The following is a 26,700-nucleotide window of genomic DNA, read 5'->3' on the forward strand; positions in this document are numbered from 1 at the left end:
CCGTGCCAGACACTCCGAGCGATATGAATTTATGATTCACCATTACCGGAGAGCGACATGAAAGCAATCGTCTATAACGGCCCCCACGACGTCAGCGTTCGCAACGTTCCCGATGCCAAGATCGAAAAGCCCACGGATGCGCTGGTACGTATTACCACGACCAATATATGTGGGTCGGACCTGCATATGTATGAAGGCCGTACTAGCTTTGAGACCGGCAGAATTCTGGGTCACGAAAACCTCGGCGAGGTGATTGAAGTCGGGGCCGGTGTCGACCGCGTCAAAGTCGGAGACATCGTTTGCCTGCCTTTCAATATTGGCTGCGGTTTTTGCGAAAACTGCGAAAAAGGCCTCACCGGTTACTGTTTGACCGTCAACCCCGGCAGTGCCGGGGGTGCTTATGGCTTTGCCGACATGGGGCCGTATCAGGGTGGCCAGGCCGAGTTGCTGCGTGTGCCCTATGCCGATTTCAACTGCCTGGTGTTGCCGGAAGGCGCTCAGGAGAAAGAAAACGATTACGTCATGCTTTCCGATATTTTTCCGACCGGCTGGCATGCCACCGAGCTCTCGGGACTGTTGCCTGGCGAAAGTATCGCTATTTACGGCGCCGGTCCGGTAGGACTGATGGCGGCCCATTCAGCAATGATCAAGGGCGCGTCGCAAGTGTTTGTGGTCGACAGCCACCCTGACCGCCTGGCGCTGGCCGCCAAGCTGGGCGCTACCCCGATCAACGCGGTGGAGAAAGAAGCGGTCGAGCAGATTCTGAATCTGACCGAGGGTAAAGGTACCGACCGTGGCTGCGAATGCGTCGGCTATCAGTGCTGCGACAAACACGGCCATGAAGCCAATCACCTGACCATGAACAATCTGGTGGCGTCCACCAAACCCACCGGCGGGATAGGCGTCGTTGGGGTATTCGTACCACAGGACCCGGGAGCGGAAAACGAACTGGCCAAGCAAGGCAAGATGGCGTTCGACTTCGGTTCGTTCTGGTTCAAGGGTCAGCAGATCCGTACCGGGCAGGCCAACGTCAAAGCCTATAACCGCCGGTTGGCCAAGCTGATCGAGCATGACCGTGCCAAGCCTTCGCAGATTATTTCCCACAGCCTGAAGTTGTCCGAAGGGCCTGACGCCTATAAGCACTTCGATGCCCGTGATGATGGATGGACCAAGGTTGTCCTCAAGCCAGGTGCGTAACGCCTGACACGGGACAGCTCGCTCCGGCGGGCTGTCCCACCTTTGCATCGACCCGTGTTGTCGCCCGTGGGCATCCAGTCATCGATGTTTTCATGACCAGTCCTCATGTGCGGGGAATAACCGAAACGTCAGACTGATACGCGGCCCCAGTGTTTGTTGGGTTCTCATCAGCGCATGCAGCCAGTGCTGCTGAGTGGTGCCGCGCATGACGATGAGTTGACCGTGCTCTAGCAGCAGGGCGCGTTTTTCGCCAGATATCTTATGCCGTAGCGCGAATTTACGGGTGGCCCCGACACTCACTGACGCTATCAGGCTATGCGCACCGACTGCCTCCCGATCACTGTGCCAGCCCATTCCCTGGCTCCCGTTGTGATATAGATTGAGCACACAGCTGTTGAAGGTCGCACCCGTGACCCGTTCGACCCGGTTCTTGATCAGTTCGAGGATGGGCAACTCCCACACAATGGCTTCACGCAGCAGCCCTGAATGGGTGTATCGAAATTTATCATCGGCATACCACGCCAACTGGCGCCCGCTCTTGATGACCTGGCCGTTCACCAAGGCGGTATTCGCCTGCCAAGGTACGTCTCGCAGCAAGCGGTGCAGGCTAATGTCGGCTTCGCGGCCGTAGAAGACCCTGCCGAAATCATTCAGCTCGCCGTCCGAGGGCAGCAGGTTCAGACCTTGCAGATCAGGTTGAAACATATCGGTTTGCATATGACCGTCGGCGCGCCCATTACAGATATCCATCAGCGGGATCGCACCCGCGGCGCCGCTACCCACTGCTGAGCAACCTATAGCCGCGCGGCCAGATTCAATCCAGTTTACCCGCTTCACCCAACTCGATCAGCGTATCGATCAGGCACCGCACCTTGGGCCTCAGGTTCCCGGTCTTGGGCCACAGTGCATACACGGTCAACGGCTGCGGCTCATAGTCCTGGAGCACGCTCCCCAGCTTGCCCGAGTCAAGGTGCTCACGCACCACGCACAGCGGCATCTGGCACAAACCCTGACCTCCCAGCGCGAAATCGACCATCGCCTGCCCGTCGCCAATCTGATGCGTCGCGGGTGGCACTATGCGCCGGCCTTCGCCTTGATCCGTCACCCGCCAACCGAGCGGTTGCCCTCGGCGGTAGCTGATGATATAGGCATGATCAGCCACCTCATCGAGTGTCTGGGGTGCGCCCGCCCGGCTCAGATAGGACGGTGCTGCACAGATGACCATGCGCTGGTCGGTCAATCGACGCGCGATCAGCCCTTGTTGATTACCCGGATCACCAAAGCGAATCACCAGATTGACGCCCTCTTCCACAGGGTCGATCAGGTGATCGTTGAAGGTCAGCATGAATGTCAGGCCTGGAAAGCGCTGCCCTATCTCCAACATCACCGGCAGGATCAACTGGCGCCCCAAGGCGACGGGCATGTCGACGCGCAACTGCCCGACTTTTAATGGACAGCGTTGAGTTTTTGTTTCTTGAGCGAGCGCAGTAGTGCGTCGGTTGCCACTATGGCGTCGTACACCAACTCGGGCGTTACCGTAAACGGCATATTGTGAATCGTGTCGTTTTTATCACATGCCGCTTCAGCTACTTTTCGCCATTCTTGCTCTAGGAAAGATTTCAGGCCCAAGTCCTCCAGGGTCAAAGGCAGGCCTACGGCAATGGCGATAGCAACGACCTCTTCGATTTCCTCGACAGGCGCCGCCTCCATTACCAGCTGAGTAAACAATCCGAACACTACCTTTTCCCCATGCTGCGCGCCGTGCAGATCATGGACCAGCGTCATGCCGTTATGTATCGCATGCGCCGCGGCACAACCACCGGATTCCGCACCCACGGCAGACATGTAGATGGTGGCCTCGATGGTATTTTCCAGTGCCGCCGTAATGACGTTGTTCTGAACCGCGTAGGTCGCTTGGGCTGCATATTTGCGGATGGTTTCATAGCACGTTTGGGCAATGGCAAAGCCGATCAAGGTCGGCTTGAGCATTTTGCCGTCAGTGCCCAGGATCAGGTTGTCGCGCTGTGCCGCGAAACACGCCCGCGCCTCGAAATACGTTGCCAGACCATCACCCACTCCGGCCGCAAAAAACCTGGCGGGTTGCTCTGCCAGAATTCGGGTATCGGCAAGAACCAGATCCGGATTTCTTGACAGAAACAGGTAACGATTGAACGTATCGTCGTCATTGTAAATCACTGAAATCGCAGTACATGGCGCATCGGTCGAGGCCAGTGTCGGCACAATCAATACCGGTTTACCCAGAAGATGGGCGGTTGCCTTGGCGGTGTCCAGGGTTTTACCGCCGCCGATACCCACGACGTAGTCAAAAGCACGAGCAGCCTGGACGTGCTTGTCGATTTCCCTATCGGAGCACTGCCCACCGAACACAACTAACTCGCCTTGCTGTTCGTTGCTGAAGCCGGACAAGGCCTTCGTTCGCACCCGCTCGACAATAAACTGATCGCAGATCAGATACGCCGCTGCCCCATAAGCCTTGCCATGAATGGCCAGGTCCTGGAGCGCATCAGCTTGAACCAGAAACTTACCTGGGGATGCAATACCTTTTACGATATTCATACTGGACCTCTTATTATTTTAGTCAGGTGCATCAGATGTAGATCACCGTCGGTATCAATTGAACACCATCCCCCCATCAATGATCACAGCCTGCCCCGTCATGTAATCCGAGTCAGGCCCTGACAGAAATGAAACACAGGCCGCCACGTCCTGGGGCTGGGACAGCCGCTTCAACGTGATGTGCTGGGCAAATTGCTCCATGCCCCATTCGATGCTTTGCTTGGCATTGTCCGCCACGTCCTGGGCAACCTTGCGCATCATCGGTGTGTCGACGATGCCGGGGCAGTAGGCGTTCACCGTGATGCCCAGGTGTGCCAGTTCCCTGGCTGCCGTCTGGGTGATACCGCGCACGGCAAATTTAGTCCCGCCATACACCGCCAGCTCGGGGTTGCCGACCTGACCGGCCTGCGAGGACGCGCTGATGATTTTCCCGCCGTGGCCCAGTGCCTTGAACGCCTTGACTGCGGCCTGGATGCCCCACAGCACGCCACCAACGTTGATATCGAAGGTTCTGCGGTAGACCTCTGGCGTGATGCTTTCAATCGGCGCGATGGGCGCGATGCCCGCGTTGTTGATGACCACATGCAGATTACCCAATCCATCCACCGCTTCCTGCACGGCTTTGAAGACATCATCGCGATCGGCCACATCGACCTTTATCGCCATGGCTTTGCCGCCTTGTTGATTGATTCTTGCCGCCACCTCACTGGCTGTCTCAAGGTTCATATCTGCGCAGGCCACTGCAAAACCATCTGCCGCCAAGCGCATCGCAATCGCCTCGCCGATGCCTTGACCAGCGCCGGTGATGAAAGCAACTTTTCCGTGGGATTTGCTCATTTCAGCTTTCCTTCTCGATGGTTATGGGGAAATCAAAAACTGGCCTGCACTTTCACGCCGGCGACGATAGCGTTATCGACTTCATACACCCCGCCAGGGTGGCGGACGTATTGCAGGTTCGGGCGGAGCGTCAGCCAGTCGGTGACATGTACGCCGTAGTTAAGCTCGATGTTGTATTCACTGTGCTGGACGGGCACGTAGAGCGGGTTGTCGTAATCGTCGATGCCGCTGCTGTCGTTGAATTGCTTCTGCCGTTTGGTCACCGCGTCGTTGACCTTCAGGCGGGCGATGCCCAGCCCCAGGTCATCCTTGGGGCGTGCATCGAACGGGCCTTTGTACACCAGGCCCAGGTTCTGGAAACTCTCGATGCCGCTAGTGGCCTTGTCTTGCTGGGTCAGGCTGGCAAAAACGCTCAGCCCACGCGAGGCATCGCCATTTCGGGTAGTGAGTTGCTGTATGCCCATGAGCCAGCCGCCATGCTTGCCGCTACGGGATTTGGGTGCCAGCCCCGTCAATGCCATTGGCGCGCCATTGACATCGTCATAGACGTCGTTGGCGTTAGCGCTGCTGTGGTAATAGCCTAGACGGTATTCACCCGGCAACGCCGCACTGCCCAGGTTGGGCCTCCAGATGACTTCTACCGGGACCAGCGTACCTTGGGTGCCACTGCCACTGAGCTTGAAGCCATTGTTGGTCTCCAGATTGGAGGGATTCTGCTCGTACGCACCGATTTGCACCTGCCACTGTTCGTTGATGTTGTAACGCGCGCGCACGCCCCATTGGCTGACCGGGCCGCTGTACCAGACATCCCCCGCCACGTTGCCGATCGGTGCGCTGCAGAACGACAAGCTCTGGAAATCACACGGGAAGCTGTTGAAGTCTTCGTTGACGCCCAAACGGCCAAGCTTGAGGTCGAATCGCCCGTCGAAAAACTTCTGCCGATACCACAGCTGCGTCAGCCGCCAGGTCTGCCCCCTGCCCCACACCTCCTGCACGGAACTGAGTTGCGGCGCGCGCGGGTCGGAGACGCGATCATTGGACAGGTTGTTGCCATTTCGCTCGGTCACCAGCATCTGAAACTCAGCGTCGTGCCAACCCAACAGTTTTTGCAGATCCAGGTGGGTACCCAGCACCCACTGTGCGGTGTAGCGCGCTGAACGGTCATGGTCGTAGCCGCCGCGAACATTGCTGGCCCCTTCGCCGACATAGTCGACAATAACGTCCACGCCCTGATCCAGCAGTTTGCTACGGGTCCCGCCCCAATCTCCCAATCCCCAATGCTGGGGCGCCTCGGCGGCGGACACAGGTAGCGTGATGCACGACAGGAGCCCGAGCCCCAGTGGCAGTTTCCAGTTGGTGTTCATGTCGATTTCCTTGTTTTTATGTTTTACGACACAGCGCTGACTGGACCGCGCGACACTGTCCGCACGGTCAGATGACAATGATCATTGGTGAAAATGGACAGGGGCCGGTCAAATGCCCGCCAGACAGAGGTATTTGATTTCGAGATAATCCTCCAGGCCGTACTTGGAACCCTCGCGGCCAACACCCGACGCCTTGACGCCTCCAAAGGGCGCCGCCTCGGAACTGATGATTCCGGTATTGACGCCCACGATGCCGTACTCCAGCGCCTCACCGACGCGGAACACCCGGCTCAGGTTCGCGGTGTAGAAATACGCCGCCAGGCCAAACTCGGTGTCGTTGGCTTTTTTCACCACCTGGGCGTCATCGAAGAAGCGGAACACGGGTGCCAGCGGGCCGAAGGTTTCTTCCTTGGCGACTCGGGCGTTGTCCGGCACATCCACCAGAATGGTCGGCTCGAAAAAGTTGCCGCCCAAGGCATGAGCACCGCCGCCATGAACGACCTTCGCGCCCTTGGCCAGGGCATCCTCGATATGCTCGCGGACTTTACGCACTGCCTTGCCATCGATCAGCGGCCCAAGGGTGACGCCGCTGGTAAAGCCGTCGCCGATCTTGAGCGCGGCAACCGCACTGCCTAGCTTGTCGACAAATGCGTCGTAGACCTTGTCATGCACGTACAGCCGGTTGGCACACACGCAGGTCTGCCCGGCGTTGCGGAATTTGGAGGCCAGCGCGCCCTCGACGGCGGCATCCAGATCGGCGTCTTCGAACACGATGAAGGGCGCGTTGCCGCCCAGCTCTAGGGAGACTTTCTTGATGTCGCGGGCGCACTTTTGCATGATCTCCCGGCCGATTTCGGTGGAGCCAGTGAAGGATATCTTGCGCACCACGGGGTTGCTGGTCAGCTCTTCGGCGATCTCGGCGGCCGCGCCGGTGACCACCGAGAGCACACCTTTGGGGATGCCCGCCAGCTCGGCCAGGTAGACCAGCGCCAACGCAGAAAAAGGCGTCTGTGAGGCCGGTTTGATAACCATGGTGCAGCCCGCTGCCAACGCGGGGCCCGCCTTGCGGGTGATCATCGCACTGGGGAAATTCCAGGGGGTGATGGCTGCGCAAACGCCGACCGGCTGCTTGATCACCAGCAGGCGTTTGTCCGTGGCACCAGGGATGACATCGCCGTAGACGCGCTTGGCTTCCTCGGCGTACCACTCGATATAAGACGCGCCGAAGACGATCTCGCCCACGGCTTCGGGCAACGGCTTGCCCTGTTCCAAGGTCATGATCTGACCCAGGTCCTGCTGATTCTCGATGATCAACTCGTACCAGCGGCGCAAGGCATTGGCCCTGGCCTTGGCTGAAAGCTCGCGCCACGCCGGGAGCGCGCGCTCGGCAGCCTCGATGGCCCGGCGAGTCTCGGTCTGGCCCATGCGCGGGACCTGGCCGACGACAGCGGCGGTCGAGGGGTTGACCACGGTGATAGTGGCTTCGTTATCTGCGCCCTGCCACTGGCCATCTATATAGGCCTGGTGACGCAGTAGTTGTGGATTTTTCAAGTTCATTAAGCGGTACTCGCAGATTCGCCCGTTCAACAAAAGCCCGCGCGAAAGCGCGCAGGCCCATGCAACCCTTGTCATCAGTCGCGCTGATGCGCCTCAGTGCAGCGCCTTGTGCGCCTGCTTGTCGACCACGCTGACGCCCTTGAACTTGAACCCGCGATAGTCGTCATTTTTTACCGAGGTGAGCTCTTCGCTGAACGCGCCCAGGCCCCCCATGTAGAAGTAGACCTTGTTGCTCTTGCCCGGAATGTTGGCACCAAAGATCCACGAGTCGGTCTTGGCAAACAGTGTCTGGTCGGCAATGCCCTGACAGACAGCGCCCCACTCCTCTTCGCTTTGCGGATTGGCTTCAACACAGGCCAGCTCGTTTTCTTCCATGAAACCGATCAGCTCCGAAACCCACTCGACTTCGGTTTCGATGGTGGGCGGCAGGTTAGTGAAGGGCCCGTTCGGCCCCAGAATCATGAACATGTTGGGGAATTGGCTGGTCGCCACGGACAGATAACTCGAAGGGCCGTCAGCCCAGTGATCCTTCATCGCAACATTGCCGCGCCCGCGGATATCCATGCGCTTGTAGTTACCATCCACCGCGTCGAAACCCGTGGCGAAGATCAATACATCCAGTTCGTGCTCCACACCGTCGGCCGTCCGAATACCCTTGGCGGTAATTTCGTCTATCGGAGTGGCCTTGAGGTCGACCAGCGCGACGTTGTCGCGGTTGAAAGTTGCGTAATAGCCGCTGTCGCACAATGGACGTTTGGCGTAGAGGTCGCGCGGCATCAACTTACGGGCGGTGTCTGGATCCTTGACGATTTCGGCGATTTTTTCCCGCACGAAGTCTTGCGCCGCGATGTTTGCCTCTTCGTTGACCGCGATGTCGTTAAAGGTCTGGAACATATAGCGGAAACCGCCGCCGCCGTCCCAGGCACGTTGGAAGATGGCCTTGCGCTCGACCGCATCGACGCTCATGGTCGGAATGTCGCTTTCCTCGAACCCGAAGGCCAAGCGCGATGAGCGAACCTGCTTCCAGATATCGTCGTAGTTGCGTTTGATCTCATCGACACTTTCGCGGCTCAACGGGCCGTTACCCACCGGTACGGTGTACTGCGCCGAACGCTGGAAAACCGTCAAGTGGCCGACCGTAGGTGCAATGGCGGTAATCACCTGGCAACCCGTGGAGCCTGTGCCGATAACGCCGACCCTTTTGCCTTCGATGGCGGCGTCGGCGGGCCAGTTGGCGGTGTGATACATCTTGCCCTGGAACTGCTCGATGCCCTTGATTTTAGGTACGTTGGTGGCCGCCAGCAGTCCCAGCGCGGTCACCAGGTATTTGGCGCTGTACTGGTGGCCGTCCTCGGCGGTCACCAGCCAACGGCTGCTCTGCTCATCGAACACTGCGGCGCTGATCCCGGTTTCCAGCTGAATATCACGACGCAGGTCGTGACGATCGACCGCATGATTGAGGTAGGAAAGGATCTGAGGCTGGGTCAGGTAACGCGTGGTGATATCCCATTCCTGACACAGTTCGCGATCCCAGGAGAAGCAGTACACAAACGATTCGCTGTCGGACAGTGCGCCGGGGTAGCGATTCCAGTACCAAGTCCCGCCGATGCCGGCGGCCCTGTCGAATGCGCGGACCTTGAGGCCCAGTTCATCGCGCAGTTTCTTGAGCATGTAGATGCCGCCAAAACCCGCGCCAATCACTATGGCGTCATAGTTGACGATTTCAGTACCAACAGAACGTTTGGCCAGAACTGTAGTTGTCATTGTGTTCTCCTGTTTCAATCAAGACGCTGCAAGTTGCGATGGCCTGTGCCGCGTCATGGCAAGCGGCAGGCAAGCCGTGTCCGGCCCCTGAACTCGGCGTTCAGGGGAAGTCATCAGAAAGGGTTCGTCGAGGCGCTAGCGCATCGGCCGGTCGTACTACAGCGAGAATCCACCGTCGACGGCGATGGCTTGCCCTGTCACATGGGGGGCGCACGCGAGGTAGACGGCCAATTGGCCCATGTCCTCGACCGTCTGCGCTTCGCCTTGGGGCAACAGGGTGGATTGATGACGCTCCCAGGACTGCACTTCGGATTCGCCAGGCTGGGCCCAGCGCGCCGAGAGTCCTTCGTCACCACGCCACATGCCGGTACCGACAATGCCTGGGCACAGGGCGTTGACGGTGATCCCCTCACGGGCGACTTCCTTGGCGAAGGCGTTGGTGAAGCCGATCACTGCGAATTTGGAGGCGCTGTAGTGAGACAGATCGGGGAAGCCGACTTTGCCAGCAATGGATGCAAGATTGATGATGCGACCGGATTGGTGCTCACGCATGAGCTTGAGCTCTGCCTGGCAGCACAGGAACACGCCCCGCACGTTGATATTCATGATGCGATCCCATTCACTCACCGCGAGTTCATCGACCCGCCCAAGGCTGACCACGCCGGCGTTGTTCACCGCCACATCCAGGCGTCCGAACTCGGCCTTGACCTGCTTGATCATCGCCGCAACGCTTTCAGGCTGACTGACATCCACCTGCAGGGCCAAGGCGCGTCGGCCCAAGGCACGGACCGCTGCGGCGGCCTCCTCGGCGATACCCACGTCGTAATCCGCCAGCACCAGGTCGGCACCCGCCTGTGCCAGGCTCAGTGCAATACCCTGACCGATCCCTCGTCCGGCACCGGTGACCAGCGCTACTTTACCGTTGAGTGAGAAATCCATTGCCTTGAATTCGCTCATTGCTGACCTCTATCCGTTATTGTTGTTCGAGTGCGGCCACTGGAGGGCCTGCTGGTATGGGTGGAGCAAGTCGAATGCCAACTCTTCGATAATCAGCGAAAAGGCCTGTTCCAGAGCTGCCAAGCAGGGGTGAGCGATGGCCGCCCGGCGCGTATCATCGAGACATGACGTCTCGCGTCCGGTGAGACGCAACGCGAACACTGAGCGGTTATGTCTCACACCCTCGCGTTATTGAATTAAGCTTGAAAGCAATCCACAGGGCGCTTTTAATGGCAGTTACAGGCGCCGTTAAGGGCGTCTACAAAAAAAATAAGATCCAACCTTCGGAGGTACAATGTCCTCTGGTCTTTCCAAGACTCACGTCGAACACGTCAGTCGAGTGTTACGCACTGCCGAAACCGCCCCGACACTGCCGGTGTCCAGCATTATCCTCGATTCGTGGCGCCGCTCGGTATTGCATCACCGGCTCGACCCCGGGTCCCTGCAGGGTCCCAGGATTCTCGAAGCTCACCAACTGCACGAACACCGCGAGCGAGTGGACGACTTCCTGCACCTGGCCGGCGATGAGATGTCGCGCCTGCATCAGCGCGTGCGCGACGCCGAGTACTGCGTCATGCTGACGGACACCTTGGGCTGCACCGTCGATCTGCGGATGGAGTCGAGCATTCGTGCCGAATACCGGCGCGGCGGTATCGACGTTGGCGCCTGTTGGTCGGAGAGCGAAGAAGGCACTACGGCGGTCTGCGCGGTGTTGATCGACAAGCAGCCGGTCACGGTGCACAAACATGATCATTTCCGCGCGGCGTTCATCGGCAATACGTGCTCTGCAGCACCGGTATTTTCTCCCTCCGGCGAGATACTCGCGGTGCTCGATGTGTCGTCGGTGCGCGCGCCCGATGATCGACGCAGCCAGCACCTGATCCGGCAAATGGTCATTCAAAGCGCCTCGGATCTCGAAAACGCCTACTTCATGTACAGCACCCAGGATCTTTGGGTCCTGCGTGCGCACGCCCTGCCAGGCTATGTCGACAGCCAGCCGCAGTGCCTGTTCGCCTGGGACCGGGACGGGCTTATCAAGGCGCTCAATCCGGCGGCGCGGCGCTTGCTCCTGCAGCGCTGCGGTAGCCTGCCTAGCCATATCGACGATGCTTTTGCCGGGCTATCTTTGCCCACCCACGGGGATGACGGGATTCATTACCTGGCATCGCTCGGCATGCATGTTCGCCTCAAGGTGCCCCGTCGCCCTGTCAGTACCGTTGCGGCGCCCCGCGCTGCAGTGGTGGTCGACCCCAAAATCGCACAAGCGCTGGCGCTCGCGGTACGTGTGAAGGATCGCGGGCTGCCGGTGCTGATACACGGCGAGACAGGCGCAGGCAAAGAACACTTTGCCCTTCAGGTGCATGGCGCAAGCAAGCGTCGAGACAAGCCGTTCGTGGCGATCAACTGCGCGGCAATCCCGGAGAGCCTGATCGAGAGTGAATTGTTCGGCTATGCCCCAGGCGCCTTTACCGGCGCCTCTACCAAGGGCATGCGGGGGCTGTTGCAGCAGGCGAATGGCGGCACATTGTTCCTGGATGAGATCGGTGATATGCCGCTGGCCTTGCAAACGCGTCTTCTGCGGGTGCTGAGTGAGGGTGAGGTCGCGCCTTTGGGCGGTGCGCGCCCTGAATCCATCGATATTCAAGTCATATGCGCCAGCCACCGGGATCTGTCCGCGCTGGTAGCCGCTGGCAGTTTTCGCGAAGATCTGTTTTTTCGCTTAAGTGGCGCGCGCTTTGAAATCCCTGCGCTACGTGAGCGAATAGACAAGCTCATGTTGATCAACACACTGCTTGAAGCCGAATGCCAACGCACCGGTGAACACCTGGAATTGAGCGAAGCGTCGCTCGAAGTGCTGCTCAACTATGCCTGGCCAGGCAACATGCGCGAGTTACACCACGTGGTGCGCTATGCGTGTGCCGTATGCGATGGTTCTATCATCGGCGTGCAGGATTTGCCGCAGATGTTCGGCACTGCGCCGGTGCCGGAACAGGTAGAGAGAGGCTCAGGGAGCCCCGAGCGTCAGGCATTGATCGACTCGCTGGTGCGCCATCGCTGGAAGCCTCTGTTGGCGGCACAAGAGCTGGGTATATCCCGCGCCACCCTGTATCGCAAAGTGAACCAGCACAGCATCAAGATGCCGGGCAAGGGTTCCTACAATTAGGCCAGTTAGGCCAGTGCCGGGCGCCCGATAAGGGGCGTCCGGTGCCCCGATTTCAGAGTGCCTGTTGCAACTCGGGCACTGCCTCGAACAGATCCGCTACCAGGCCATAATCGGCGACCTGGAAGATCGGCGCTTCTTCGTCCTTGTTGATCGCGACGATCACCTTGGAGTCCTTCATGCCGGCCAGATGCTGGATCGCGCCGGAGATACCGACGGCGATGTACAGCTGTGGCGCAACGATCTTGCCGGTCTGACCGACCTGCATGTCGTTGGGCACGAAGCCTGCGTCGACGGCAGCGCGGGAAGCACCAACGGCAGCGCCGAGCTTGTCGGCCAAGCTGTAGAGGTGCTTGAAGTTGTCGCCATTCTGCATGCCACGGCCGCCAGAAACCACGATGCTGGCGGCAGTCAGCTCAGGGCGATCGGACTTGGCCAGTTCTTCACCGACGAAGGAGGATTTGCCCGCATCGTGTGCAGCGCCGACCGCTTCCAAGGCAGCCGAACCCCCTTCAGCGGCCACGGCGTCGAAGCCGGTGGCGCGGACGGTGATGACCTTGATGGCCGCGCTCGATTGCACGGTGGCAATGGCGTTACCGGCATAGATCGGACGCTTGAAGGTGTCGGGCGATTCCACCGAAACGATCTCGGAGATCTGGTCGACGTCCAGCTGAGCAGCGACGCGGGGCAAGATGTTCTTGCCGTTGGCGGTCGCGGCGGCCAGCACGTGGCTGTAGCCGGAAGCCAGCTCGACGATCAGCGGCGCGACGTTTTCCGGCAACTGGTGGGCGTAGACGGCGTTGTCCGCAACCAGCACCTTGCTCACGCCAGCGATGTTCGCAGCGGCTTCGGCCACAGCAGCGACGCCGGTGCCGGCGACCAGCACGTGGATGTCGCCACCGATCTGCTGCGCGGCGGCTACGGTGTTCAGAGTCGAAGGAGCGACGCCGGTATGGGTTTGGCCTTCGGTTACGTAATCAGCGATTACCAGGATGGTCATATCTGCTCTCCATTATCAAAGCACCTTCGCTTCATTTTTAAGTTTCTCGACCAGCTCGGCCACCGACTTGACCTTGATGCCCGCGCTGCGTACGGCAGGCGCTTCGACCTTGAGGGTCTTCACGGTGGAGGCAACGGATACACCCAGAGCCTCTGGCGTGAACGTCTCCAGGGGCTTCTTCTTGGCCTTCATGATGTTGGGCAAGGAAGCGTAGCGTGGCTCGTTGAGGCGCAGGTCGGTGGTGACGATCGCCGGCAGGTTCAGGGCAACGGTCTGCAGACCATCGTCCACTTCGCGAGTGACGTTGACCTTGTCACCGTTGATTTCGACCTTGGACGCGAAGGTGCCCTGGGCATAACCGCTGAGCGCGGCGAGCATCTGGCCCGTCTGGTTGTTGTCGCTGTCGATCGACTGCTTGCCGAGGATGACCAGTTGTGGCTGCTCCTTGTCGACGACGGCCTTCAGCAGTTTGGCGACGCCCAGGGAGGTGAGCTCTTCGGCGTGCTCGATCAGGATGGCACGGTCGGCACCCAGCGCGAGCGCGGTGCGCAATTGCTCCTGGGCAGTGGCCGGGCCGATGGTGACCACGACGATTTCGCTGGCCGCGCCTTTCTCTTTCAAGCGCACCGCTTCTTCAACGGCGATTTCGCAGAAAGGGTTCATCGACATCTTGACGTTCGCAAGATCGACGCCGGAGTTGTCCGCTTTGACGCGGACTTTCACGTTGTAGTCGACCACACGTTTAATGGCTACAAGGACTTTCATGGATGACTCCATCGTTGGAAATTAACGCTACCCGGACGGTAGCTCAGCCTTGGCCCAGCTGTTCAATGACGCCGCTGGCTTTCAATTGCGCCAGTTGGTCCTCGTTCAGGCCTAATCGGTGCTTGAGGACTTCATCGGTATGCTCACCCAGCATCGGTGCCGGGCGCAGATATTCCACAGGTGTGCCGGACATTTTGATCGGGCTGGCGACCGTGACGAAATCGGGTTTGAGCGGATGGGGGATTGTCACCAGCATGTTGCGCGCCTTCACCTGGGGCTCGTCCAGCGCCTGAGCGATACTGTTGATGGCCCCGATCGGCACGCCGCGGGGGTGGATGCGGCTGATCCACTCCTGCGCGCGGTCAGTGAGGAAGTGCCGAGAAAGTATCTCGATGACCATTTCGCGATTGGCCACCCGGTCGGCGTTGCGCGTGAAGCGCGGGTCTTTGGGTAAATCCGCCAGGCCAATGGCGTCGCACAGCGCGACGAACTGCGAGTCGTTGCCACAGGCGATGATGAAATCCTGGTCGCTGGCGCGAAACACCTGATAAGGCACGATATTGGCGTGGGCGTTGCCGTAGCGTCCCGGCGGCTTGCCGGTGGCCAGATAGTTCTGGCTCTGGTTGCACAGGGTGGCCACCTGCACGTCCAGTAATGCCATGTCGATATGTTGACCCACTCCACTTTTCTCGCGGCTGAGCAACGCTGCCTGAATCGCCACAGTGGAATAAAGCCCGGTCATGAGATCCGAGAACGCCACGCCAACTTTTTGCGGCCCGCCGCCGGGGAGGTCATCGCGCTCACCGGTGATGCTCATCAACCCGCCGATCCCCTGAACGATAAAGTCATAGCCGGGTTCGGCAGCCCGCGGGCCGGTTTGCCCAAAGCCGGTAACCGAGCAATACACCAGGCGCGGATTCAGTTGGGACAATGAAGCGTAATCCAGGCCGTACTTGGCCAGCGAGCCGGCCTTGTAGTTCTCGATCAATACATCACACTCAGTGGCCAATGCGCGCACCAGCTCCTGGCCTTCGGGGGTTGCCAGGTTCAACGCCACCGATAACTTGCCACGGTTGGTCGACTGGTAGTAGGAGGCCTCGCTGGTGCGCTCGTCATCCAGGCCCTTCATCCACGGCGGGCCCCAGCCACGGGTGTCATCGCCCACGCCTGGCCGCTCGATCTTGATGACCTCGGCGCCGAGGTCGGCCAACGTCTGGCCACACCACGGGCCGGCAAGCACGCGGCTCAGGTCGAGCACGCGGTATCCAGTCAAAGCACCCATCTCACATCACCTTATTGTTGTATGCGGTTACCCAGGTTCGCTAAACGTCGTCAGTCAGGGCCAGGCCCTTGCGAAGTCAGGGCAGTAACGGTTCGGCATGCCCGAGCGACAGGCCCAGGCTCGCGCGTCGGCGCAACCAAGGGCCTGGGCGGTAGCGCGGATCACCGGTCAGCGCGGTCATGCGCTCCAGGATGGTCAGCAGCCGGGCGGCGCCAACGCTGTCGCCCCAGGCTAACGGTCCTTGCGGGTATCCCAGGCCACGACGCACGCCCTCGTCCAGGTCATCGACGCTGGCAATGCCTTGCTGGACGATGTCGCCGGCCAGGTTGACGATCATTGCCAGCACGCGCTGCGCGACAAAGCCCACACTGTCATTGATCACACCGACGCCAACGCCATCACGGGCGAGCAGCGCATGGGCCGCGTTGCGCATGTCGGGACGGGTGGCCGGGTTGACCATCAACGAGCGATACCGGGAGTCATCGAGCAGTGGGTCAATACACACCGTGCGGGCGGGGTCCGTCGCGAAGTGCTGGGACGCGCTGGTAGCGTCCCGCCCATAAGGCGCCAACAGACACAACGCCTCGGCAGAAGGCACAGCGCCCTCCTCCACATGGGCGTCGAGACGGCGCAACAACGAAGTGAGCCTGGTGCGGTCTGCCGTGTTTTCGATGCCCAGCCACACTGGCGGTATCGTGTCGACTGCCGGCACAGCCTGGAGCATGGGTGGATCGACCCTCTGGCCATCGTCGTAGCGATAAAACCCCCGGCCTACCTTGCGCCCGACAAACCCCGCGTCGAGCATCTGCCGTGTCAGCGCGGCCGGACGATAGCGTGGCTCTTGGTAGAACTGGTTGTAGATCGACTCGATCACCGGGTGCGATACGTCCAGGGCAGTCAGGTCGAAAAGCTCCAGCGGGCCCATGCGAAACCCGAGGCCGTCACGCAGGATGCGGTCGATTTCGCCGGGGTCTGCGACGTTTTCTTTCAGTATCTGCAGGGCTTCGGTGCTGAACGCTCGGCCCGCGTGGTTGATGATGAAGCCCGGGGTGTCCTTGGCGCGAATACCGCGGTGGCCCATCCGCGCGGCTAACGCCTGCAGTCGGTCGCCTACCTGAGGATCGGAGGCGAGTCCATCGATCACCTCTACCACTTTCATCAACGGCACGGGGTTGAAGAAATGGAACCCCGCCACCCGCTCCGGGCGCCGACATTCACGGGCGATGCTGGTCACGGACAAAGACGAGGTATTGGTGGCCAGAATGCACGTATCGGCGACGACCGCTTCGAGCTGAGCAAGCAAGGCTTGCTTGGCATCTAGCCGTTCGATGATCGCCTCGACCACCAGGTCCACGTCCTTGAGCTGATTCAGTTGGTCTGTCACGCGCAGCCTGCCCAGGGTGGCTTGGGCATCCACTGGGGCGATCTTGCCTTTGCTGACCAGCTTGTCGAATGTTTGTTTGAGCGTGTCGAGGGCAGCTTGCGCGGCCCCGTCGCGGTTATCGAACAACAGGACCTCGACACCGGCCTGGGCGGCGATCTGAGCGATGCCGGTGCCCATGACCCCTGCGCCGACGACAGCCATACGGTGGATCTCGCGTGTCATGGATCACTCTCCCGAAAAGACTGCTTTGCGTTTTTCCAGGAAGGCTTGAGCACCCTCCTTCTGGTCCTGGGAATCGAATAACAACTGGAATGCCTTGCGCTCCAACGCCAAGGCGCTCTGCAGCGGTAGGTCCGCTCCCAGTAGCATCACTTCTTTGATTTGCGCTACGGCCAGCGGCGGCAATGCGGCGATTTGCGCAGCCAATTCCAACGCGCGCGGCAGCGTGCGGTCATCGTCAACCACTTCGCTGATCATGCCCATGGCCAGCGCCTCGGGTGCGCTGACCAGGCAGCCGGTCAGGGCAATCCGCATTGCCTGGAATTTACCGACCGCGCGGATCAAGCGTTGGGTGCCGCCCGCGCCGGGCATCAAGCCCAGCTTGACTTCGGGTTGGCCGAAACGGGCCGATTGCCCCGCCACGATGATGTCGCAATGCATGGCCAGTTCGCAGCCTCCGCCCAACGCAAAACCATTGACCGCCGCAATCACAGGTTTTGGACAGTCGGCGATAGCCGCCCAGAGGTACTCGGTGTGCCGGCGGTACATCTGAATCGGGCTTGCCTGCGCGAACTCGCGAATGTCGGCGCCGGCGACAAAGCACTGTTCGCCCCCGGTCAGTACGATGGCGCGCACGCGATCCTCGGCGGCAAAACTCTGGAATATGTCCGCCAGCCGTTCGCGCACTTCATGGTTGAGCGCGTTTTTGGCCTCGGGCCGGTCAATGCGTATGACGGCTACTGCGTCATCGCGGATGTGCAGATCCACGACTGGAGATTGAGAGCTCATATCCACCTCTTTTATTTGTTTCGTCAGGCGAAATTAGATACCGATTTATTGATCAAGCATAGAGATCCTTCCGAATGCCTGTAAACAAAAAACTCAGACCGCCCATAAATCAACCGGAGATACGGACTTAAAGGCTTATCGAAAAAATAATTTGGCATCGTTGAATGCAGGGCATACAATTTCGCCTGGCGAAACTGTGTTTTATTTTCTTGCATTTTCTGAAAGCGAGGTTCTACCATGAGTCGCAACAAGACCGACCAGACCGTTGCAGACGACGATCAGGCCCTTGGTGAAACCGGGCTTATAAAAATGGCGATGTTGGACCCCAGTCAGGTGCTTGGCGAAGAGGAAGGCAGCGGCCAGTTCGTGACTGCTTTAGCCCGCGGGCTTGAGCTGATGCGCTGCTTTTCACCGCGGGACAACGTGTTGGGCAATCAGGATCTGGCGCGGATGACCGGCCTGCCCAAGCCAACCGTGACGCGGCTGACCAACACGCTGATGCGCTTGGGCTGCCTGAAGCGCGAGGTGCATTCGGGCAAGTACCAACTGGATGTCGGTGTGCTGGGTTTCGGATACGCCATGTTGTCGAACCTGGCGATTCGGTCCGTAGCGCACCCGTTGATGGAACAACTGGCCAACCACGCCCAGGCAGCTGTTGCCATGGCGTCCCGAGACCGCTTGCAGATGGTCTACCTCGACGTGGTTCAGGGTCAGGGCAACATAACCATGCGCCGCCAGATCGGCAGTTATTTGCCGATGGCGCAAAGCTCGGTTGGCCGAGCCTGCATGGCGGCCATGCCGGAAACCGAGCGCGAATTTGTACTCGACCATCTTCGCCAGCGCGAAGCGGATCAATGGCCAGCCATTCGCAAAGGGCTGGACAGAGCGTTCAGAGACTTCACCGACTACGGCTTCTGCCTGTCGATCGGTGAATGGCACCGCGACGTCAACTCCGTGGCCGTGCCGTTGCTTCACCCGCAATACGGTTTGCTCACATTCAACTGCGGTGGCCCGAGCTTTCAGCTACCCCGCGAACAGTTGGTGGACGACATCGGGCCTCGCCTGATCAACATGGTCAATAACATTGGCGCCGCTGCTCGCTGAGACAACGGAGTAACGGCGCCCTGATAAAACGGCTCACCTGAGAGCCACAGGAGCGCACATGATCCGTGATACCGAAACCTTGCAGATTCTGTTGGACTCACTTCGCCAGTTCGTCGGTGAAGTGTTGATCCCACGGGAAAATGAAGTCGCTGAAACCGATTCGATTCCCGCTGACATTGTCGAGCAGATGCGTGACATGGGCTTGTTCGGGCTGACGTTACCGGAGGAATACGGTGGCCTGGGCGTGACCATGGAAGAGGAAGTGAACATCGCCTTCGAACTGGGCCGCACATCTCCAGCCTTTCGCTCCTATATCGGCACCAACAACGGCATCGGCTCCATTGGCATTTTGCTGGACGGCACGCCTGATCAAAAGAACGACTATCTCCCCAAACTGGCCGCTGGTGAACTGCTCAGCGCTTTTTGCCTGACCGAGCCGGATGCCGGTTCCGATGCCGCATCGCTAAAGACCACGGCGGTGCGCGATGGCGACCACTACATCCTTAATGGCACCAAGCGCTTTATCACGAACGCCCCGCACGCCGGAATTTATACGGTGATGGCGCGCACCAACCCCGAGATCAAAGGTGCAGGTGGCATCAGTGCGTTTATCGTGGAGCGCGGCACCCAGGGCGTTTCCCTGGGCAAACCCGACCATAAGATGGGACACAAGGGCGCCCACACTTGCGACGTCATCTTCGAGAACGCCAAGGTCCCGGCCAGCCAACTGATCGGTGGCGTCGAAGGCGTCGGCTTCAAAACTGCCATGAAAGTCTTGGACAAGGGCCGCTTGCACATCGCGGCGCTGAGTGTCGGTGCCGCACAGCGCATGCTCGACGATGCATTGGGCTATGCGCTGGAGCGTAAACAATTCGGTAAACCCATTGCCGAGTTTCAGCTGATCCAGGCGATGCTTGCGGACAGCAAGGCAGAAATATACGCAGCCCGCTGCATGGTCCTTGATGCCGCCCGCCTGCGCGACGATGGCAAAAACGTCAGCACCGAAGCCTCGTGCGCGAAGATGTTCTCTACCGAAATGTGCGGCCGTGTCGCCGACCGCTGCGTACAGATCCATGGTGGCGCAGGGTACGTGAGCGAATATGCCATCGAGCGTTTCTACCGGGATGTCCGCTTGTTCCGCATCTATGAAGGGACAACTCAGATCCAGCAAATAGTGATCGCCAAGAACATGATTCGCGACGCGCAGCGCTGAGACGTCACGCATTCGCTTCGCAGATCACGCCCCCTAATAATTACAATAAGGTCACGCTATGGATACTGCTGCAACGGCAAGTGCGATCACGCACGCCAAATCCAGTACATGGGTACTGGTGTTCATCTTCTGTTTTCTCGGCTTATTGATCGACGGCGCCGACCTGATGCTGCTGTCTTATAGCCTCAACAGCCTCAAGGCAGAGTTTGGCCTCAGCAGCGTGCAAGCGGGCAGCTTGGGGAGCTTCACCCTGGCCGGCATGGCAATCGGTGGCATTTACGGCGGCTGGGCGTGTGATCGCTTTGGTCGAGTGAAAACCGTAGTGTGGAGTATCGTTTTGTTTTCGGTTGGCACTGCCGTTTTGGGCCTGACCCATAGCTATTGGCAGTTCGCAATCACCCGGTTCCTCGCCTCCCTTGGCATCGGCGCCCTTTACGTAGCCTGCAACACGCTGATGTCAGAATACGTACCCACCCGCTACCGCACGACCGTGCTCGGTACGCTGCAGGCCGGATGGTCGGTGGGCTATATCGTCGCTACTTTGTTGGCTGGCTGGATAATGCCCAACCATGGCTGGCGCTGGCTGTTCTACGTTGCGCTGATTCCGGTGCTTCTGGCGATCATCATGCAACGCTTTGTGCCCGAACCTAAGGCATGGCTGAATGCCCAGGCGGAGCGCGCCAAGGCTGGTATAGCGAGCGCGCGTGAACGCGTTGTGGTAAAGCCTGAAAGTATGTTCAAGCAGATTTTCGACGATCCGCAAGCTTGCCGGATGTTTATCTTTTGGGCCATGACCGCTGGCTTTCTGCAGTTTGGTTACTACGGGGTCAATAACTGGATGCCGTCGTATCTTGAAAGCGAATTGGGCATGAACCTCAAATCCATGACCAGCTACATGGTCGGTACCTATACGGCGATGATTCTCGGCAAGGTCCTCGCAGGCGTGGCGGCAGACCGGATCGGGCGTCGGGCCGTGTTCGCGTTCGGCGCCTTGGGCACAGCCATTTTTCTACCCGTCATTGTGCTGTTCCAAAGCCCGGAGAATATTCTGTGGATGCTGGTGTTGTTTGGTTTTCTGTACGGGATTCCCTATGGCGTGAATGCCACGTACATGACTGAAAGCTTCGAGGCCAAATTCCGCGGGTCTGCCGTTGGAGGAGCCTATAACATAGGCCGGATAGGCGCCGCGGTGGCACCGGCAGCCATCGGTTTCCTTGCCTCCGATGGCTCGATAGGCTTGGGCTTTCTGGTGATGGGCGCAGCGTATTTCATCTGCGGGGTGATTCCGGCGATGTTCATCCGGGACAAGCAATTCGACCCCCAGAAGCAGTAGCACGCCCTTTAAGCGACACAGGTCGGACATTCGAACTGTGCCGCACGCCAGGCAGGCCTGCGCAGCGCTGCAACGAGAACAGATCAGCCCTTGATCCAGCTGCCATCCTTTTGGGCATCCGTCTCGACATTGAACGTCAGAAGATAATTGGACACCATTCGGTAGTAACCGATCACGATGGTTGCATCACTCAATTCTTCAACCGAAAAGTGCTGCAAGGCGTGGTTGAACACCACGCCAGGCGCTTTGCCGTTGGTGAGAATGGCCTTGCCGAACCGCAGCAGAACCTGCTCGTCCTCCTTGAAGGCCTTGTCGTCATTGATCCGCTCCTCAGCAATGGCGATGAACTGATCCGGGCGAACCCCTGCGACTTGAGCGATGGAAATATGCTGCTCCCATTCGTAGCTCACATCTTCATGAGCGGCCACCAGCAGAACCAGCAGCTCCTTGTGATAATCGGAGATCGTCAGGTCGCGGAATACCGCATTGGTCAGGTCAATCATCGGCACGAATGCGCCGGCGCTATGGCCTATCATTCGAAAGAAATTGACCTTGGTGGGCAGGCTCTCGAATTTCGTGCGAACGGCTTCAGGCAGTTTGGCGAAGTCTGGATAGTCTACTTCTACAACGGAACTGATGGTGTCATTGGAACGAGTTGAATTGGCCATGCGGCCCTCCTGGTTAGCGGGATAAATATCTACTGGGCCTAGGCGGATATGGGATGGGCGCGAACCAGCTTCTGGTTGAGCAGAATGCACATTACCAGCGCCGCCACGCAGACCCACATCGACCAGGACATGCCGTGAGCGAATGCGTCTGGATCATCGTTCGATATCAAGATTCCAAAGACCGCCACTCCAACCACACCCCCCAGTTGCCGCGCCGACGACATCAGGCCCGAGGCCATGCCGGCATCCTCAGGGCTGACCGCTGCGAGCATGGAGTTGTTCATTGAAGGCACGGTAGAGGCGCTACCAATACCGACGATTATCAAGGCGCCATTGAGCAGCCAGAATGAGCTCTCAGGCCCAACCTGGGAAAGCAGTGCAAATCCCACAATCTGGAGCGCCAGGCCCGTGGTCATGATGCTTAGCGCACTAACGCGTTTGCCGACACGCGCCGACGTCAGTGATGAGATCGTCATGACGGCGGTCAGGGGAATAAACGCCAGACCGGTGTGGAGGGCATCGTAGTGCAGGATCGTCTGGAAATAGATGCTCAGCACAAAGACGACGCCGAAGAACGTCAGATTGATGATTGCCCCGGTGAACATTGTCGCGAGCAATACGTTATTGCGGGCCAGGCGGGCAGGCAACATCGGCGCCTGTGCCTTGGTTTCCACGAGTATGAACACCGCCAGAGCCAGCGCGGCAAGGCCCATGCTCGAGACGGGGATCGCACTCCACCCCAGGCTGCTCGCCTCGGTCAGCGCGTAAGTGAGCAGCGCCAGGCTGATCGCAATACTGATCTGCCCGGCGACGTCGATTTTTTTGTCTATGCGTGACGATGCCGGCGTGAACCGCAAGGTCAGCATGATCGCCAGTGCCCCCAGCGGAATGTTTATAAGAAACACGCTGCGCCAGCCCAGGTGCTCGATCATCATCCCGCCCAATACTGGGCCGGCCGCCAGCGCGATGCCGCCGCAGGCGCCCCAAAGCGCAACAGCGGAACGCCGCTGGTTCAGATCGTCGAAGTTCTGGCGGATCAGCATCAATGAGGTAGGGATGAGGAACGCAGCGCCGATGCCCTGAACGCAGCGCATTGCAATCAGTATCGGCATGCTTGTCGCCATGCCACACCCTGTCGAAGCCAATGTGAACACGGCAAAGCCAAAGATGAACACCCGTTTGGCGCCAAATTTGTCGCCAAGGCCGCCACCGAGGATGAGCAGTGCAGAGAACACCAGCGCATAGCTGTTGATCACCCACTGCAGCCCGGTCAGATTGGTATTGAAGGCTGATTTCAAAGCACCCAGACCAACGTTCACCACGCTGACATCCAGTTGAACAACCAGGTAGCCCAGGCAGGTCGCGAGCTTGATTGCTGTCAAATTCGATGTTTTGTACATGTCCCAGCCGTCGTTTCAGATGTCGTGAAAGCCTATGCCTTGACCTGCCATGCGTAAATACTAAAATAAGCGGCCATACCATGCACAAGTGCATAGATCATGAATTGGGAAGATGTCCGCTATTTTCTGGCTATCGCCAACGCTGGCACGCTTTCAGGGGCGGCCAGGCAGCTCGATGTCGATCAAGCGACCATCAGCCGCCGCTTGGCCACGCTTGAAGCAGAGCTAGGAACACGCCTGGTCAATCGGCTGCCCAGGCGGGCCGAATTGACGAGCCTGGGCCAGGAGGTGTTGGAGCAAGCGCTGGCGATCGAGGACAGAATGTTTTCGATCAAACGCTTGGCCATGACGGCGCATAGTGAACTGCGCGCCAAGATCACCATTTCCGCGCCGCCAATCCTTGCACGGCATTTTCTGGCACCTCAGCTGTTGACCCTCTCCCAAGGGCTGCCGCAGGTGCAGATTTCGGTGTTAAGCGAACCTCATTTTGCGTCCTTGTCCAGACTCGAGGCGGACCTGGCCATGCGCCTCGCACCAGGCGTTGCGGATTGCGACATCGTCAAAAAAATTGGCCAAATGGAATTTGCCCTGTACGCGACAATGGCCTATCCCAACATCGCTACGCCTGAGCACTGGGAGTTCATCGGCTATACCGCGCATGAGCTGTCTTTCGATCACAAGACCTGGCTATACCAAATCATCGGAGATCGCCGGGTGATCTGCGAGGTGGCCGACCTCAGTAATCAATATGAGGCGGCCTGTAGCGGAATCGGGGTCGCCGGGCTGCCGTGTTTCCTTGCCGACAGCGACCCCCGTCTGGTGAAGTTGCAGGCAACCGAGCCGATGTTGAATCTCGGTATCTGGTTGGCTTTGCACCCTGACCGCCGCAGTGATCGACGGGTACGTGAGACGACTGCGGCAATCATCGGCCTGGTGGAGGCGTTGGGGCTCGGATAGGCCGGCGTGGCTGTGCTTGCGCCAAGGTTCGACGCTGCGTTTTCCGTGCTTCCTGGAGGTGCTGCGCCGGGCTGCAACCTGCCAGATGACTTGGCGTCCAGGATGCTCTTTGCGCTTCTCGACACCAATGTGCGCTTTGGCGCCGAAGTAATACTGGTTGCCCTTCTTCGTCTGGTGCATCTGCGGGTCGCGTTTACTGTCCTTGTCCTGTAATAGGGGCAAATGCCAAAAAAACACGGTACGTTTCACACAATCAACATCGACGCAGTCCTCGGGCCCTGTAAACTCTAGTTGTTTCAAAACATTGCAAAGTCGGAAGCCGGTTAAACGCCGCACGGTCGCGCCACTGTAACCAGTTCGCTGGGAGTCAGACCCGTCTTTGCCCCCTCTTCCTTATCCACTGGGACGCGTTATCCCGAGGTAAGCCCCATGTTCGCAAAATGGCGAAAAGTCATTCGTAATGCCGACCCTGCCACCCGTAAAAAACTCGCTAGCACCTACGCGCTGCTCATCGCTATCAACCTGTCAGCCTGGAGCTGGGCACTGATCGCGTTCCATGATCACCCCGTGTTGTTGGGTACCTCCCTGCTCGCCTACGGCTTCGGCCTGCGCCACGCGGTGGACGCCGACCACATCGCCGCCATCGACAACGTCACCCGCAAGCTGATGCAGGATGGCCAGCGCCCGGCCATGGTCGGTTTCTTCTTCTCCATGGGCCACTCCACGGTCGTAGTGGTTGCATCGCTGCTGGTGGCCTTGACTACCTCGGCTCTCAGCGACCGCTTCGAAGGCTTCAAGAACATCGGCGGGGTGATCGGCACGTCAGTGTCGGCGACCTTCCTGCTGCTGATCGCGCTGATGAACCTGATCATCCTGCGCTCCATCTATCGCGCCTGGAAAAATGTACGCGCAGGTGGCGAGTACAATGATGACGATTTCGACCTGCTGCTGGCCAACCGCGGTTTCCTGGCCCGCCTGTTCGGCCCGCTGTTCCGGGTGATCACCCGTAGCTGGCACATGTTCCCGTTGGGCTTTCTGTTCGGCCTGGGCTTCGACACCGCATCTGAAATCGCCCTGATGGGCATTTCCGCCTCCCAAGCCGCCCAAGGCATGTCGCCGTGGGCGATCATGGTGTTCCCGATTCTGTTCAGCGCCGGCATGTCGCTGGTCGATACCCTCGACGGCCACCTGATGCTGGGCGCCTACGGCTGGGCGTACCTGAAGCCGATGCGCAAGATCTACTACAACATGACCATCACCTTGGTCTCGGTAGTGGTCGCGGTGCTGATCAGCAGCGTCGAGGGCCTCGGCCTGCTGGCCGACAAACTGTCGTTGGAAGGACCTTTCTGGGACCTGGTGGGCATCATGAACAGCCACTTCGGCATGCTCGGCTATCTGATCATCGGTATCTTCGTGTTCAGCTGGCTGGTCTCGGTGGCGCTGTACCGGATCAAGGGCTTTGACCGGATGGAGTTTGGCTGAGCCGTTGCGCTGCCTCAAGCGCCCCGCCGAAAGCGGCAGTGGCTTGTAGGCAACCAGCCCAATCTGAATCCGCGCGCCCCCTGAATACCCCTCTCTACACCCTTCGTTGACCCCACCGCTTACCTCGCGCGCCCTCACGTGCACGGCGGGTTCCGCTGGGGTCGGTCGACCTTGAATTCTATGATCCGCGCCTTGAGACTCCAATGCCTGCAACAAGGCATTTTCACTAGCCAGCTGTATGCCAGGCTCATTACAGCCGCAAAGGAAATCACCATGCCAGCCACTATCAAACGCAGCCTTAACTCACTCGTGCTCGCCGCCTCCCTGGCCTGCACGACCGCCGCCATGGCCCATGCCCACCTGAAAACCCAGACCCCAGCGGCAGATAGCAGCGGCGCGGCCCCCGCCGACCTGCGTCTGAGCTTTTCCGGAGGCGTGGAGCCCTCCTTCACCAAGGTGGAAGTCAGCGATAACGGCCAGGCCGGGCCGTCAAGAGCATCACCACCGACACTGCCGACAACAAGCTGCTGATCGTCACTCCGGTTCAGCCGCTCAAGCCGGGGGCTTACAAGGTTGACTGGCATGCGGTGTCGGTGGACAGCCACAAAACCGAGGGCAGCTACAGCTTCAAAATCACCAACTGACCTGCAA

Annotated in this window: 22 protein-coding genes and 2 pseudogenes; 8 read left to right on the forward strand and 16 right to left on the reverse strand. The window is 59.3% G+C overall.

What is annotated here, in order from left to right; all coding sequences use genetic code 11:
- The first annotated feature begins 57 nt into the window (after positions 1-57).
- Positions 58-1,197 carry a glutathione-independent formaldehyde dehydrogenase gene (locus tag LIX93_RS26195; RefSeq protein WP_226506957.1) on the forward strand — a complete coding sequence of 380 codons (1,140 nt, stop codon included), beginning with the start codon at positions 58-60 and terminating at the stop codon, positions 1,195-1,197.
- A 90-nt stretch (positions 1,198-1,287) separates the two neighbouring features.
- Here the strand turns inward: LIX93_RS26195 and LIX93_RS26200 are convergent, their stop codons facing one another.
- From LIX93_RS26200 to LIX93_RS26235, 8 genes are all read right to left on the reverse strand, one after another.
- Entirely contained in the window at positions 1,288-1,947 is a 660-nt protein-coding gene (locus LIX93_RS26200) for an alpha-ketoglutarate-dependent dioxygenase AlkB (RefSeq protein ID WP_226506958.1), read from the reverse strand.
- Between the two features lie 64 nt (positions 1,948-2,011).
- The gene (locus tag LIX93_RS26205; RefSeq protein ID WP_226506959.1) at positions 2,012-2,632 is read right to left on the reverse strand and encodes a LysR substrate-binding domain-containing protein; all 621 of its coding nucleotides are present in this window, start codon (positions 2,630-2,632) and stop codon (positions 2,012-2,014) included.
- 11 nt (positions 2,633-2,643) lie between these two features.
- The gene (locus LIX93_RS26210; RefSeq protein ID WP_226506960.1) at positions 2,644-3,774 is read right to left on the reverse strand and encodes a glycerol dehydrogenase; all 1,131 of its coding nucleotides are present in this window, start codon (positions 3,772-3,774) and stop codon (positions 2,644-2,646) included.
- A gap of 54 nt (positions 3,775-3,828) precedes the next feature.
- On the reverse strand, positions 3,829-4,611 hold the full coding sequence (locus LIX93_RS26215; RefSeq protein WP_226506961.1) for a (S)-acetoin forming diacetyl reductase: 783 nt from the start codon (positions 4,609-4,611) through the stop codon (positions 3,829-3,831).
- Positions 4,612-4,643: 32 nt separating this feature from the next.
- On the reverse strand, positions 4,644-5,975 hold the full coding sequence (locus tag LIX93_RS26220) for a carbohydrate porin (protein WP_226506962.1): 1,332 nt from the start codon (positions 5,973-5,975) through the stop codon (positions 4,644-4,646).
- 108 nt (positions 5,976-6,083) lie between these two features.
- Positions 6,084-7,532 carry an NADP-dependent succinate-semialdehyde dehydrogenase gene (gene gabD, locus LIX93_RS26225; RefSeq protein WP_226506963.1) on the reverse strand — a complete coding sequence of 483 codons (1,449 nt, stop codon included), beginning with the start codon at positions 7,530-7,532 and terminating at the stop codon, positions 6,084-6,086.
- A gap of 93 nt (positions 7,533-7,625) precedes the next feature.
- Positions 7,626-9,296, reverse strand: coding sequence for an NAD(P)/FAD-dependent oxidoreductase (locus LIX93_RS26230; protein ID WP_226506964.1), 1,671 nt, complete (start codon positions 9,294-9,296; stop codon positions 7,626-7,628).
- 156 nt (positions 9,297-9,452) lie between these two features.
- On the reverse strand, positions 9,453-10,253 hold the full coding sequence (locus LIX93_RS26235) for an SDR family NAD(P)-dependent oxidoreductase (RefSeq protein ID WP_226506965.1): 801 nt from the start codon (positions 10,251-10,253) through the stop codon (positions 9,453-9,455).
- A 334-nt stretch (positions 10,254-10,587) separates the two neighbouring features.
- On the opposite strand from LIX93_RS26235, the gene LIX93_RS26240 reads away from it, so the two are divergent.
- The gene (locus LIX93_RS26240) at positions 10,588-12,456 is read left to right on the forward strand and encodes a sigma-54-dependent Fis family transcriptional regulator (RefSeq protein ID WP_226506966.1); all 1,869 of its coding nucleotides are present in this window, start codon (positions 10,588-10,590) and stop codon (positions 12,454-12,456) included.
- Positions 12,457-12,508: 52 nt separating this feature from the next.
- On the opposite strand, the gene LIX93_RS26245 is transcribed toward LIX93_RS26240, so the two are convergent.
- The 5 genes from LIX93_RS26245 to LIX93_RS26265 all read right to left on the reverse strand — a co-directional run bounded on the left by LIX93_RS26245 (position 12,509) and on the right by LIX93_RS26265 (position 17,892).
- Positions 12,509-13,453, reverse strand: a complete 945-nt coding sequence (locus LIX93_RS26245) for an FAD-binding protein (protein ID WP_226506967.1) — start codon at positions 13,451-13,453, stop codon at positions 12,509-12,511.
- Positions 13,454-13,468: 15 nt separating this feature from the next.
- The gene (locus LIX93_RS26250; RefSeq protein WP_226506968.1) at positions 13,469-14,218 is read right to left on the reverse strand and encodes an electron transfer flavoprotein subunit beta/FixA family protein; all 750 of its coding nucleotides are present in this window, start codon (positions 14,216-14,218) and stop codon (positions 13,469-13,471) included.
- A gap of 43 nt (positions 14,219-14,261) precedes the next feature.
- Positions 14,262-15,500, reverse strand: a complete 1,239-nt coding sequence (locus LIX93_RS26255; protein WP_226506969.1) for a CaiB/BaiF CoA-transferase family protein — start codon at positions 15,498-15,500, stop codon at positions 14,262-14,264.
- Positions 15,501-15,576: 76 nt separating this feature from the next.
- Positions 15,577-17,106: a 3-hydroxyacyl-CoA dehydrogenase gene (locus LIX93_RS26260; RefSeq protein ID WP_226506970.1), complete on the reverse strand. Its 1,530-nt coding sequence runs from the start codon at positions 17,104-17,106 to the stop codon at positions 15,577-15,579.
- A 3-nt stretch (positions 17,107-17,109) separates the two neighbouring features.
- The gene (locus LIX93_RS26265) at positions 17,110-17,892 is read right to left on the reverse strand and encodes an enoyl-CoA hydratase (protein WP_226506971.1); all 783 of its coding nucleotides are present in this window, start codon (positions 17,890-17,892) and stop codon (positions 17,110-17,112) included.
- Positions 17,893-18,129: 237 nt separating this feature from the next.
- Between LIX93_RS26265 and LIX93_RS26270 the strand changes: the two genes are divergently transcribed.
- Genes LIX93_RS26270 through LIX93_RS26280 form a run of 3 tightly spaced genes read left to right on the forward strand, consistent with a single transcriptional unit; the run spans position 18,130 to position 21,542 of the window.
- Positions 18,130-18,996, forward strand: coding sequence for an IclR family transcriptional regulator (locus LIX93_RS26270; protein WP_226506972.1), 867 nt, complete (start codon positions 18,130-18,132; stop codon positions 18,994-18,996).
- 58 nt (positions 18,997-19,054) lie between these two features.
- On the forward strand, positions 19,055-20,209 hold the full coding sequence (locus tag LIX93_RS26275; RefSeq protein ID WP_226506973.1) for an acyl-CoA dehydrogenase family protein: 1,155 nt from the start codon (positions 19,055-19,057) through the stop codon (positions 20,207-20,209).
- Positions 20,210-20,267: 58 nt separating this feature from the next.
- Positions 20,268-21,542, forward strand: coding sequence for an MFS transporter (locus LIX93_RS26280; protein ID WP_226506974.1), 1,275 nt, complete (start codon positions 20,268-20,270; stop codon positions 21,540-21,542).
- 83 nt (positions 21,543-21,625) lie between these two features.
- Here the strand turns inward: LIX93_RS26280 and LIX93_RS26285 are convergent, their stop codons facing one another.
- Positions 21,626-22,210 carry a carboxymuconolactone decarboxylase gene (locus LIX93_RS26285; protein ID WP_226506975.1) on the reverse strand — a complete coding sequence of 195 codons (585 nt, stop codon included), beginning with the start codon at positions 22,208-22,210 and terminating at the stop codon, positions 21,626-21,628.
- A gap of 38 nt (positions 22,211-22,248) precedes the next feature.
- Positions 22,249-23,610 (reverse strand): MFS transporter, encoded by a 1,362-nt coding sequence (locus tag LIX93_RS26290; RefSeq protein WP_226506976.1) that lies wholly within the window; start codon positions 23,608-23,610, stop codon positions 22,249-22,251.
- Between the two features lie 99 nt (positions 23,611-23,709).
- Between LIX93_RS26290 and LIX93_RS26295 the strand changes: the two genes are divergently transcribed.
- Positions 23,710-24,567 (forward strand): LysR family transcriptional regulator, encoded by an 858-nt coding sequence (locus tag LIX93_RS26295; RefSeq protein WP_226506977.1) that lies wholly within the window; start codon positions 23,710-23,712, stop codon positions 24,565-24,567.
- A gap of 33 nt (positions 24,568-24,600) precedes the next feature.
- On the opposite strand, the pseudogene LIX93_RS26300 reads toward LIX93_RS26295, so the two are convergent.
- A pseudogene (locus tag LIX93_RS26300) lies at positions 24,601-24,777 on the reverse strand (IS5/IS1182 family transposase); the annotation flags it as partial.
- A gap of 219 nt (positions 24,778-24,996) precedes the next feature.
- Here LIX93_RS26300 and LIX93_RS26305 point away from each other — a divergent pair.
- Both LIX93_RS26305 and copC read left to right on the forward strand, forming a co-directional pair.
- Complete coding sequence (locus LIX93_RS26305; RefSeq protein ID WP_226506978.1) at positions 24,997-26,049, forward strand: HoxN/HupN/NixA family nickel/cobalt transporter; 1,053 nt, start codon at positions 24,997-24,999, stop codon at positions 26,047-26,049.
- A 273-nt stretch (positions 26,050-26,322) separates the two neighbouring features.
- Positions 26,323-26,693 (forward strand): annotated as a pseudogene (gene copC / locus LIX93_RS26310) (copper homeostasis periplasmic binding protein CopC).
- The last annotated feature ends 7 nt before the right edge of the window (positions 26,694-26,700 follow it).

The sequence above is a fragment of the Pseudomonas sp. MWU16-30317 genome (genome assembly GCF_020515695.1).
Classification (GTDB): Bacteria; Pseudomonadota; Gammaproteobacteria; order Pseudomonadales; family Pseudomonadaceae; genus Aquipseudomonas.

Bases quoted from the DNA above. Each gene is read 5' to 3' on its own strand.
- LIX93_RS26195 (WP_226506957.1), top strand. From the start codon at position 58: ATGAAAGCAATCGTCTATAACGGCCCCCACGACGTCAGCGTTCGCAAC.
- LIX93_RS26200 (WP_226506958.1), bottom strand. From the start codon at position 1,947: ATGGATATCTGTAATGGGCGCGCCGACGGTCATATGCAAACCGATATG.
- LIX93_RS26210 (WP_226506960.1), bottom strand. From the start codon at position 3,774: ATGAATATCGTAAAAGGTATTGCATCCCCAGGTAAGTTTCTGGTTCAA.
- LIX93_RS26215 (WP_226506961.1), bottom strand. From the start codon at position 4,611: ATGAGCAAATCCCACGGAAAAGTTGCTTTCATCACCGGCGCTGGTCAA.
- LIX93_RS26220 (WP_226506962.1), bottom strand. From the start codon at position 5,975: ATGAACACCAACTGGAAACTGCCACTGGGGCTCGGGCTCCTGTCGTGC.
- gabD (WP_226506963.1), bottom strand. From the start codon at position 7,532: ATGAACTTGAAAAATCCACAACTACTGCGTCACCAGGCCTATATAGAT.
- LIX93_RS26230 (WP_226506964.1), bottom strand. From the start codon at position 9,296: ATGACAACTACAGTTCTGGCCAAACGTTCTGTTGGTACTGAAATCGTC.
- LIX93_RS26235 (WP_226506965.1), bottom strand. From the start codon at position 10,253: ATGAGCGAATTCAAGGCAATGGATTTCTCACTCAACGGTAAAGTAGCG.
- LIX93_RS26240 (WP_226506966.1), top strand. From the start codon at position 10,588: ATGTCCTCTGGTCTTTCCAAGACTCACGTCGAACACGTCAGTCGAGTG.
- LIX93_RS26245 (WP_226506967.1), bottom strand. From the start codon at position 13,453: ATGACCATCCTGGTAATCGCTGATTACGTAACCGAAGGCCAAACCCAT.
- LIX93_RS26250 (WP_226506968.1), bottom strand. From the start codon at position 14,218: ATGAAAGTCCTTGTAGCCATTAAACGTGTGGTCGACTACAACGTGAAA.
- LIX93_RS26255 (WP_226506969.1), bottom strand. From the start codon at position 15,500: ATGGGTGCTTTGACTGGATACCGCGTGCTCGACCTGAGCCGCGTGCTT.
- LIX93_RS26260 (WP_226506970.1), bottom strand. From the start codon at position 17,106: ATGACACGCGAGATCCACCGTATGGCTGTCGTCGGCGCAGGGGTCATG.
- LIX93_RS26265 (WP_226506971.1), bottom strand. From the start codon at position 17,892: ATGAGCTCTCAATCTCCAGTCGTGGATCTGCACATCCGCGATGACGCA.
- LIX93_RS26270 (WP_226506972.1), top strand. From the start codon at position 18,130: ATGAGTCGCAACAAGACCGACCAGACCGTTGCAGACGACGATCAGGCC.
- LIX93_RS26275 (WP_226506973.1), top strand. From the start codon at position 19,055: ATGATCCGTGATACCGAAACCTTGCAGATTCTGTTGGACTCACTTCGC.
- LIX93_RS26280 (WP_226506974.1), top strand. From the start codon at position 20,268: ATGGATACTGCTGCAACGGCAAGTGCGATCACGCACGCCAAATCCAGT.
- LIX93_RS26285 (WP_226506975.1), bottom strand. From the start codon at position 22,210: ATGGCCAATTCAACTCGTTCCAATGACACCATCAGTTCCGTTGTAGAA.
- LIX93_RS26290 (WP_226506976.1), bottom strand. From the start codon at position 23,610: ATGTACAAAACATCGAATTTGACAGCAATCAAGCTCGCGACCTGCCTG.
- LIX93_RS26295 (WP_226506977.1), top strand. From the start codon at position 23,710: ATGAATTGGGAAGATGTCCGCTATTTTCTGGCTATCGCCAACGCTGGC.
- LIX93_RS26305 (WP_226506978.1), top strand. From the start codon at position 24,997: ATGTTCGCAAAATGGCGAAAAGTCATTCGTAATGCCGACCCTGCCACC.